Source organism: Brevundimonas sp. UBA7838, assembly GCF_002500885.1.
GTDB classification, from domain to species: Bacteria; Pseudomonadota; Alphaproteobacteria; order Caulobacterales; family Caulobacteraceae; genus Brevundimonas; species Brevundimonas vesicularis_C.
In genome coordinates, this window is the sequence record NZ_DLTK01000062.1 from 1 (window position 1) to 9604 (window position 9604).

A 9604-nucleotide genomic window follows, 5' to 3' on the forward strand; every position below is an offset into this window, starting at 1 on the left:
TGCGGCGCCGTCCGCCGCCAGCGTCGCCGAGGAAGCGCGCATCGCCCGCGCCGTCCTGCCCAGCCAGACGCCGCGCGCCGAGCTGCTGCAGGCCTGGACCGGGAAGTATGATGGCGTTCCGCCCTTCGACAAGGTCACGCCGGCCAAGCTGCGCGAAGCCATGCTGGAAGGCATCGAACTGCAGCGCGCCGACATCGCCGCCATCGCCAACAACCCCGAGGCCCCAACGTTCGCCAACACCATGGCGGCGCTGGAGCTGGCCGGCGAGCCGCTGGACCGGGCGTCCAACGTCTATGGCGTGATGACCTCCAACATCGGCGGCGAAGCCTACGACGCGGTCGACACCGAGCTGTCGCCGCTGCTGTCGGCTGCTTCGGACGAGATCACCTTCAACGAGAAGCTGTTCCAACGGGTCAAGACCGTCGCCGACACCGCGGACGCGGCGGGCCTCAGCGCTCAGCAGAAGCGTCTGGCCGAGCGTCGCCGCGACGCCTTCATCCGTTCGGGCGCCAATCTGGACGCGGCCGGCAAGGCCGAACTAGGCCGGATCAACACCGCCCTGTCCAACGCCTTCACCCGCTTCGGCCAGAAGGTCGTCGCCGATGAGAATTCCTGGACGCTGATCCCCAACGAGTCCGGCGTGCGAGGCCTGCCGGACTCCAACAAGGCCGCCGCCGCCAGCGCCGCGCGCAGCCGCAATCTGCAAGGCTGGGCGATCCTGAACACGCGTTCGGCGGTCGATCCCTTCCTGACCTTCGCCGACGACCGGGCCCTGCGCGAGCAGGTCTGGAAGAAGTTCGTCAATCGCGGCGACAACGGCGACGCCAACGACACTAACTCGACCATCGCCGAGATCGTGAAGCTGCGCGACCAGCGCGCCAAGCTCTTGGGCTATCGCAACCACGCCGAACTGCGCATGCAGGACACGATGGCCAAGACCCCGGCCAATGCTCAGGCCCTGATGGATCGCGTCTGGGCGCCGGCCAAGGCCCGCGTCGCCGAGGAAGTCGCCGACATGAAGGCGATCGCCGGCTTCGACATCGAGCCGTGGGACTACCTCTACTTCGCCGAGAAGGTGCGCAAGGCCAAGTACGATCTGGATCAGAACCAGCTGAAGCCCTACTTCGAGCTGAACGCGGTCCGCGCCGGCTCCTTCGCCATGGCCGAGCGCCTGTACGGCTTCCAGTTCAAGAAGCTGCCCAAGGGATCGGTGCCGACCTTCGAGTCCGACGTCGAGGCCTATGAGGTCTATGACAAGAGCCGGGACGGCCGCCTGATCGGTCTGTATTACACCGACGATTACGCCCGTCCTGGCAAGCGTTCGGGCGCCTGGATGACCACCTATCGGTCCTTCTCGCAGCTGGATGGCTCCAAGGTCATTCTGGCCTCGAACAACAACAACTTCACCAAGCCGGAGCCGGGCGAGCCCGTGCTGATCTCGCTGGATGACGCCGAGACGCTGTTCCACGAGTTCGGCCACGCCCTGCATTATCTGTCGTCTGTGGTGACCTATCCGTCGTACGGCAATACGCCGCGCGACTTCGTCGAATATCCATCGCAGGTGCACGAGCACTGGGTGCTGAGCCGCCCGATTCTGGACGGCTATCTGAAGCATTATCAGACGGGCGCGGCCATGCCGGCCGAACTGGTCAACAAGATCGAGGCCGCCGCCACCTTCAACCAGGGCTATGCGACGGTCAGTTATCTGTCCTCGGCGATCGTGGACATGGACCTGCACACCCAGGCCGTACCGCCGACCGATATCGACGCGTTCGAAAAGGCCAGCCTGGCGCGGATCGGCATGCCCAAGGAGATCGTGATGCGGCACCGTCTGCCGCAGTTCAATCACCTGTTCACGTCGGACGCCTATTCGGCGGGCTACTACAGCTATCTGTGGTCCGAGACGATGGACGCCGACACCTGGGCCTATTTCGAAGAGTCGGGCGACGTGTTCAATCCGGACATCGCCGGCCGCTTCAAGTCGATCATGCTGGCGCCCGGCAACACCACCGATCGCGCCGAAGCCTATCGCGCCTTCCGCGGTCGCGACCCGGACGTGGCGGCCCTGCTGAAGGTCCGGGGCTTCCCGGTCTCCTGATCAAGGGCGCTAGCGCGCTTCGCGCTGCTTGAGCGCATTCGTGAACCTGACGGCCGGCGGAGCGATCCGCCGGCCGTTTCGTTTGGCTGAAACCTGGCCTAGAGCAGGTCGAGACCCGCGCAGATCCCGGAACCCCGCATGACCGTCGTCGCCTCCTACGTCTATCGTGACGGCCAGCGCGTGCGAGAGGCGCCGCTGACGCCCGAGGGGTTGGCGCTGGAGCCGGGCGAGTTCGTCTGGGTGGGGCTGTACGATCCGACGGACGCCGAGATCGACGTCCTGGTGGAACGGTTCAAGCTGCATCCGCTGGCGGTCGAGGACGCCCTGGCGGCGCACCAGATGCCCAAGGTCGAGGTCTATGGCCGCGAACTGTTCGTAGTGGCGCGCACGGCCATGAAGATCGATGACCGGCTGGCCTATGGCGAAACGCATGTGTTCGTCGGTGACGACCATGTGGTTAGCATCCGTCACGGCTCGGCCCGCGCCCACAACCATTTGCGCACACAGCTGGAAGCCTCGCCCTTGCAGCTCAAGAAGGGTCCCGACTTCGTCCTGCACGGCATTCTGGATTTCATCGTCGACGCCTATGCCCCCATCGTCGACGATGTCGAGGACAGCGTTCTGGAGTTGGAGCAGAGGACGCTGGACGCTTTTCTGTCACGCCTGGAAATCCGCCGGCTCTTCACCCTTCGCCGCGAGCTGCTGAAGTTTCGGCGCATCCTGGGGCCGATGGAAGAGGTGCTGGGACGGCTCCAGTCTCTGGACCTGCCCTGTATCGATCCGGACGTTCGGCCCTATTTCCGCGACGTCGGCGACCACGTGCGGCGGGTGAACAGCCGGCTGGGGGGCTTGAACGACATCCTGTCGTCGGTCTTCGAAGTCGCCAATCTGCTGGAGCAGCAACGTCAGGGCCTGATCACGCGCAAGCTGGCCGCCTGGGCCGCCATTTTGGCCGTGCCGACGGCCATCGCCGGCATCTACGGTATGAACTTCGAACACATGCCCGAGCTGCGCTGGGAATACGGATATTATGCGGTCCTGGGCGTGATCGCAGCCATCTGCGCGGCGCTGTATGTGACCTTCAAGCGAACGAAGTGGCTGTAGTCAGCCGCTGTTTCGCAAGCCTGCCGCCACGCCGTTGATGGCCAGAAGGATGCCCTCGCGGACGCGGGGGTCGTCGTCGCCTGCGCGGCGGCGGCGGATCAGTTCGATCTGGACGTGGTTCAGCGGCTCGACATAGGGCATACGCAGCCGGATCAGCCGGTCCAGCTCGGGCTGACCGCCCAGCAGGGCGTCATGGCCGGTGATGGCCAGGATGGCGTCGTGGGTGCGCTGCCACTCCTCGCGGATTTCACCATAGATTCGCGAGGCCAGGGAGGCGTCGGGGACCAGGGTCGCATAGCGGCGGGCGATGGTCATGTCGGACTTGGCCATGACCATCTCCATGTTCTGAACCAAGGTCTTGAAGAAGGGCCAGGCCTCGGCCATCGCCTTCAGCTCGCCCATGTCCTTGCCCTGAACCGCCGAGCCGAAGCCGAACCAGCCGGGCAGCATGACCCGGCTCTGCGACCAACTGAACACCCAGGGAATGGCCCGCAGATCCTCGATCCGCGTCGAGGCGGTGCGCGACGACGGGCGCGAGCCGATCTTCAGATCGGCGATCTCGGCGATGGGGGTGGCGGCGCGGTAGTAGTCGACGAAGCCGTCGGTCTCATAGACCAGCTTGCGATAGGCGCCCATCGAACGCGCCGACAGGTCCGACAGGGTCGCGCCGTGTTCGGCGGTGAATGCGTGATCCGTCCCCTTGCCCAGCGAGGCGAGCATGGCGCCGCAGGTCAGGGCGTCCAGATTACGCAGGGCGATCTCCGGCTCGCCGTATTTGTTGGCGATGACCTCGCCCTGTTCGGTGGTGCGGATGCGGCCCTGGACCGTGCCCTCAGGCTGGGCCAGGACGCCGGCGAAGGACGAGCCGCCGCCGCGTCCGACCGTGCCGCCGCGCCCGTGGAACAGTTGCAGCTTCAGCCCGTGCTTCTGCGTCACCTCGACCAGGGCGCGCGAAGCCTCGTGCAGCTCCCAGCCCGAGGTCAGATAGGAGCCGTCCTTATTCGAATCCGAATAGCCGATCATCACCTCCTGCACCCCGCGCGCCTTGGCGACGGCGAGGGCGGACGGCTCCTGAAGCAGCCGCTCCAAGGTGGGGCGCGCGGCGCGAAGGTCTTCGATGGTCTCGAACAAGGGCGCGGCCTGTATCGGGCAGGCGGCGGGGTCTTCGGGCCGGTAGAGACCGACCTCCTTGAGCAGCAGATAGACCTCCAGCAGGTCCGAGGCCGCATCCGTCTTGGACACGATATGGGTACGGATCGCCTGGGCACCGAAGGCGGCGAGCGCGGTCGCCGCCGCCTGAAGGATGGCGCGCTCCTTCAGCGTTTCCGGCTCATAGTCGGCATAGGGGCTGAACAGCAGGCGCCACGATGCCAGTTCAGCGGCGAGGACTTTCAGTCGCCCTTCCTCGTCCAGCGCCAGATAGTCGAGTTCGACGCCTGCGACCTTCAGCAGGTCGGCGACGACGCGTTCATGGACGTCGGCGTTCTGGCGCATGTCCAGGGTCGCCATGTGGAAGCCGAACACCTCGACCGCCGTGATCAGATCGCTGAGCCGGTCGTCGGCGAAGACGCCGCCGTGGTGCGACACCAGGCTGTCGTGAAGCGTCTTCAGGTCGGCCTCGAAGGCGTCGGGGCCGGGATAGGGTTCGGCCTGGACCGCCGGGCGACGGGGCGGGGGGGCATCGCCCAGCTTCTCGTGCGTGGCGGCCAGGCGGGCATAGACGCCGGTCAAGGCGCGGCGATACGGCTCGTCCGCGCGGTGGGGCGAGGGATCGTGGGCGGCGTCGGCCAGGGCCTGAAGCTCGGGCGACACCTGGGCCAGTTCGGCCGCGAGGCTGAGTTCGGCGCCCAGGGCGTGCACCTCGTCCAGATAGAAGGTCAGCACGGCCCGCGCCTGGCTACGGAAGGCGGCGGCCATGACCGTGGCGTCCACGTTGGGATTGCCGTCGCGGTCGCCGCCGACCCAGGTGCCGACGCGCATGAAGGGCTTGAGGTCAGGCGTCTCCAGCAACCGCCGCCAGGCCGACAACTGTTTGGGCGCGACGTGCAGGAAGATGCGGTCCAGGAAGGAGACCACGGTGTCGATCTCGTCCTGCACCACGAGGCCTTGGGTGCGGACCAGCCGCGTGGCCCACAGGATGACGATCTGGCGGCGCAGCGGTTCGGCGATGGCCTCCAGGGTGCAGGCGTCGCCGGCCTTGTCGCAGGTGTCCAGCAGGTCGGTGATGGCGGCGATGCGGTCGATGACGCTCTTGCGCCGGACCTCGGACGGGTGGGCGGTCAGGACGGGCGAGATCAGCGACTGATCCAGCAGGGCGCGCACGGCCTCGCGGTCCACGCCTTGATCGGCCAGACGCTTCAGCGCGCCTTCCGGCGTGTCGGGACGGGCGCCGGCCACGGCCTGGCTCTGGGCGCGACGACGGGTCGAGCGGTCCTCGGCGATATTGGCCAGCAGCGAGAACAAGGCAAAGCCGTGCGCCAGACCGGCCGCCTGATCCACCGACATGGCGGTCAGCAGTTTCTCAAGACGCTGCGCAGGGTGCGAGGCCGGGTCGCGGTGATAGGCGATCGAGGCCTGTCGCACCGCCTCGACATGGTCGAACAGGGCCTGACCGCCCTCGTCGCGGATGATGTCGCCCAGAATGCCGCCCAGCAGTCGAACTTCGTCACGCAGGGCGTCGTCGGCGGCGGGGCTCATCATCTGAAATATCCTAGGACGGCTTGGGGTCGGCGCGGGGAGATGGGCATCTGGAAGGGCGAAGTCGCCCGCGTCAACGCACGATCCGTGACAGCCGCTCCCAGAAATCACCGCGTCGATCATGGTGAACCGCCCGTTAGGGTTTCTTAACCGACGGCGCCCGATGATGCGGGCGTAGGATTCCAGATCGGTTCCACTCTTGCCCATGTTCGCCAAACGCCAATCCGCACTCGCCGCCACCGCCGGGACCGCCCCGCGCGCCAAGGACGGCCCGAGCCTGAAACCTGTCGTCGACGCCCTGAAGAAGCCGCCGGTCGCGGCGGGTCTGGCAGGCTTGCTGCTGCTCAGCACCAGCGCCCTGTTCCTGACGGTGCTGGGTGATCCCAAGGCGGGAACACCCTCGGCCCATGTCGCGCTGGAACGCGAGGCGGCCGCAGCGCAAGCGCCGGCGCCGACGGGCTTCGAAGCCTTCTCCATGGGCGCGATGGGGCTGTATCAAAATCTGGCGGGCGGCGCCGATCCGGCCGCAGGCGGCGACGCCGTCATCACCCTGCCGGACGGCGGCAGCGTCTCGGGTCAGGGCGCGCCCATCACGGCGCCGGTCCACGCCGCCTCTCCGTTGGCCAAGGCCCCCATCGCCGGCCTGTCGCAACCCGGATCCAACGGTCCCCTGCCGATGATTGCGCCCGACGGCCGCGTGCCAGCCCAGGCCTATGCTCGCCCGTTCCGACCGAACGGTAAGCCGCGCGTGTCGCTGATCGTCGGCGGGCTGGGCCTGAACGCCGTCACCACCCGCGCGGCCATCGAACGGTTGCCGCCGGAGGTCACGCTCAGCTTCGTGCCCTATGCCGACAATCTGCAGGGCTGGATCGACCAGGCGCGCGCCCAGGGCCATGAGGTCATGCTGGAAATGCCGATGGAGCCGACCGGCTATCCCGACAACGACCCCGGCCCCTATACGCTGCTGGCCGACGGCGGCGCCGACGACGTGACCGCCAAGATGGACTGGCTGCTGAGCCGCGCCACCGGCTATTTCGGCGTGACCAACTATCTGGGCGACCGGTTCGCCGGCTCGGACACGGGCATGAACGCCTTCCTGAGCGTCCTGCGCCAGCGCGGCGTCGCCTTCCTGGACGACGGCTCGTTCCAGCGTCGACCGGGCGCCTGGGCGCGGGCCAGCGCGGACCGCGTCATCGACCGGACGCAGTCGCCCGCCGCCATCGTCGCCGCCCTGAACGGCCTCGAAGCCCAGGCCAAGCTGCGCGGTTCGGCCCTGGGGGCCGGCTTCAGCTATCCGGTGACGGTCGAGGCCGCCGCCCGCTGGACCGCCGGTCTGGAACAGCGCGGCCTGCAACTGGCGCCGGCCTCGTCCATGTCGATGCGGCCGGGGCGCTAGTGTCCGATCTCGACGCCTATCGGCCCAATGTCGGGGTCGTGCTGTTCAACCGCGACGGCCTGGTCTGGTACGGCCAGCGCCACGCCACGCCCGGTCCGCATAACTGGCAGTTCCCGCAGGGCGGCGTCGATGCGGGCGAGGATCTGGAAGCCGCCGCCCGCCGCGAACTGCATGAGGAGACCGGCGTCACCTCGATCGAACTGCTGGCGCGGACGGACGACTGGATCCTGTACGACTTCCCGCCCGAAGCCATGAACAACGCCAAGGCCTGGCCCGGTTTCAAGGGTCAGAAGCAGCAGTGGTTCGCCTTCCGCTTCACCGGCGACGAGGCCGAGATCGATCTGGCGGCCGACGATGAAGTCGAGTTCGACGCCTGGCGTTGGGGGCCGCTGTCGGACGCCTGCGACCTGATCGTGCCGTTCAAACGGCCGGCCTATGAACAGGTCGTCGCCGCCTTCTCGCACCTGGCGGCATAGAAAAAGGGCGGCGCGAACGCCGCCCTTTCATAGTTCGCCTTGAAACGGCTTAGGCCGCTTCAGCCTTCTTCTCGGCCTGGCCTTCGATCAGCGGCTGGCCGGCGCCGATTTCGATACGGCGGGGCTTCAGCGCCTCGGGCAGTTCGCGCTTTAGCGAGATCGAGAGCAGACCGTTGAGCAGATTGGCGTCGTTGACGACGACATAGTCGGCCAGCTGGAAGCGGCGCTCGAAATCGCGCTCGGCCAGGCCGCGATGCAGATAGGTCTTCTGCGTGGCGGTATCGTCGTTGGCGGTCTTGCGGCCGGTCACGGTGAGCAGGTTTTCCTTCACCTCGATGTTCAGCTCGTCGGGGCTGAAGCCGGCGACGGCGATCTCGATGCGATAGGCGTTCTCGCCCGTGGTCTCGATGTTGTAGGGGGGATAACCCGTGTCCTGGCTGGTCGCGCGCGAGGCGCTTTCCAGCAGATTGGCCAGACGGTCGAAGCCGACGGCCGAACGGTACAGCGGGGTGAAATCATAGGTACGCATCAGCATCCTCCTGAGGATCAGCAAGGTTGAGCCGCCCGGCGTTTTGGCCCGGACGGTGGGAGATCAGATCGACGACCCGAAACCGGCGCCGTCAGTCTGGAGAACCCGAAATCGGCGTCCTCGGAAGCAAAGATGGGAACCGGCGAAACGGCGTCAAGGGCGCCGCCTGCACGATTTTGCTTGCGTCAAATCCGCCTGTGTCTCGCGAAGTTCATTTGCGCGGGCGGCCCGCCTGCCTATGGAGAACGACCTGAACCTGGAGCCCTCGATCATGCGCCTTGCCGTCTACGGCCTCGCCGCCGTCCTGCTGTCCGCCGCCCCCGCCCTGGCCCAACAGTCGCCCCAGACCCAGGGCGCGTGGACGCCGCCGCGTTCGGCCCTGTCTAGCGCCATGCCGACCTTCTCCGACGACACGGCCTTGCAGACCGCCATCGCGGCCGAGACCCGGCCCGCCGCCGACCGGGCGCGCGACGTCTATCGTCATCCGTATGAATCTCTGACCTTCTGGGGTCTGACGCCGGGCATGACGGTGGTGGAGATCGAGCCGGGCGGCGCTAGCTGGTGGCGGCACATTCTGGAGCCCTATGCGGCGGCGACCGGCGGGCGTTATGTGCCGGTCAATCGCCCGCTGGAAAGCATGGGCGTGGCGGACGGAACCGCCGACTTCATCCTGGTGGCCCGCGCCTTCCACAACTGGTCGCGCGACGGCCGGACCCAGCCGTATCTGCAGGCCTTCTTCAAGGCCTTGAAGCCCGGCGGCGTGCTGGCCGTCGAGCAGCATCGCAGTGAGGAGGGTCTGAATGTCGCAGACGTCGCCTCCACCGGCTATGTGCCCGAAAGCTATGTGATCCATGAGGCGCGCAACGCCGGCTTCGTGCTGGAGGCGCGCAGCGAGCTCAACGCCAATCCCAAGGACGATCACGATCATCCGTTCGGCGTCTGGACCCTGCCGCCGATCCGCCAGTCGGCCGCGCGCAACGATCCGTCCGGCCGCACCCTGACGCCCGAGGAACGCGCCGCCTTCGACGCCATCGGCGAGAGCGATCGGATGACCCTGCGTTTCCGCAAGCCCGAATAGGCCGTCTTGCGTTTTGACCGGACCTGCGAACCCGATTAAGCCCAAGACATCAGGGTGCGTCGGACGCGGGTCCCGGCGTCCTGCGGAGGTTTTGAATGGCTGATCGTCTGGCGAGCGCGAGCGGATTGTCGCGTCGGTTTCTGCTGAGCGGCGCTGCGGCGCTGGGGCTGACCGGCGTGGCGGCTTGCGGGCGCAAGGACGAGGCCGCCAAGGCGCCCGCCGCGCC

7 protein-coding genes are annotated in these 9604 nt (G+C 67.2%); 5 read left to right on the top strand and 2 right to left on the bottom strand.

Annotation, left to right across the window (positions count from 1 at the left end; genetic code table 11):
- Together B3T77_RS04645 and B3T77_RS04650 are read left to right on the top strand one after the other, a co-directional pair.
- Positions 1-2098, top strand: a 2098-nt coding sequence (locus B3T77_RS04645; protein WP_292077689.1) for a M3 family metallopeptidase, incomplete at its 5' end; no start/stop codon positions are given.
- Between the two features lie 138 nt (positions 2099-2236).
- A complete protein-coding gene (locus B3T77_RS04650; RefSeq protein WP_292077691.1) occupies positions 2237-3202 on the top strand; it encodes a magnesium and cobalt transport protein CorA in 966 nt (321 codons plus the stop codon).
- Here B3T77_RS04650 and ppc read toward each other — a convergent pair whose 3' ends face one another.
- The gene (gene ppc / locus B3T77_RS04655; protein ID WP_312185315.1) at positions 3203-5902 is read right to left on the bottom strand and encodes a phosphoenolpyruvate carboxylase; all 2700 of its coding nucleotides are present in this window, start codon (positions 5900-5902) and stop codon (positions 3203-3205) included.
- A 202-nt stretch (positions 5903-6104) separates the two neighbouring features.
- Between ppc and B3T77_RS04660 the strand changes: the two genes are divergently transcribed.
- The gene (locus B3T77_RS04660) at positions 6105-7295 is read left to right on the top strand and encodes a divergent polysaccharide deacetylase family protein (RefSeq protein WP_292077702.1); all 1191 of its coding nucleotides are present in this window, start codon (positions 6105-6107) and stop codon (positions 7293-7295) included.
- Positions 7295-7771 (top strand): RNA pyrophosphohydrolase, encoded by a 477-nt coding sequence (locus B3T77_RS04665; RefSeq protein ID WP_292077693.1) that lies wholly within the window; start codon positions 7295-7297, stop codon positions 7769-7771. The genes B3T77_RS04660 and B3T77_RS04665 overlap by 1 nt, the downstream gene beginning before the upstream one ends.
- Positions 7772-7820: 49 nt before the next feature.
- Here the strand turns inward: B3T77_RS04665 and B3T77_RS04670 are convergent, their stop codons facing one another.
- A complete protein-coding gene (locus tag B3T77_RS04670) occupies positions 7821-8300 on the bottom strand; it encodes an Hsp20 family protein (RefSeq protein WP_292077695.1) in 480 nt (159 codons plus the stop codon).
- A gap of 271 nt (positions 8301-8571) precedes the next feature.
- Between B3T77_RS04670 and B3T77_RS04675 the strand changes: the two genes are divergently transcribed.
- Complete coding sequence (locus B3T77_RS04675; RefSeq protein ID WP_292077697.1) at positions 8572-9378, top strand: class I SAM-dependent methyltransferase; 807 nt, start codon at positions 8572-8574, stop codon at positions 9376-9378.
- Positions 9379-9604 lie beyond the last annotated feature (226 nt).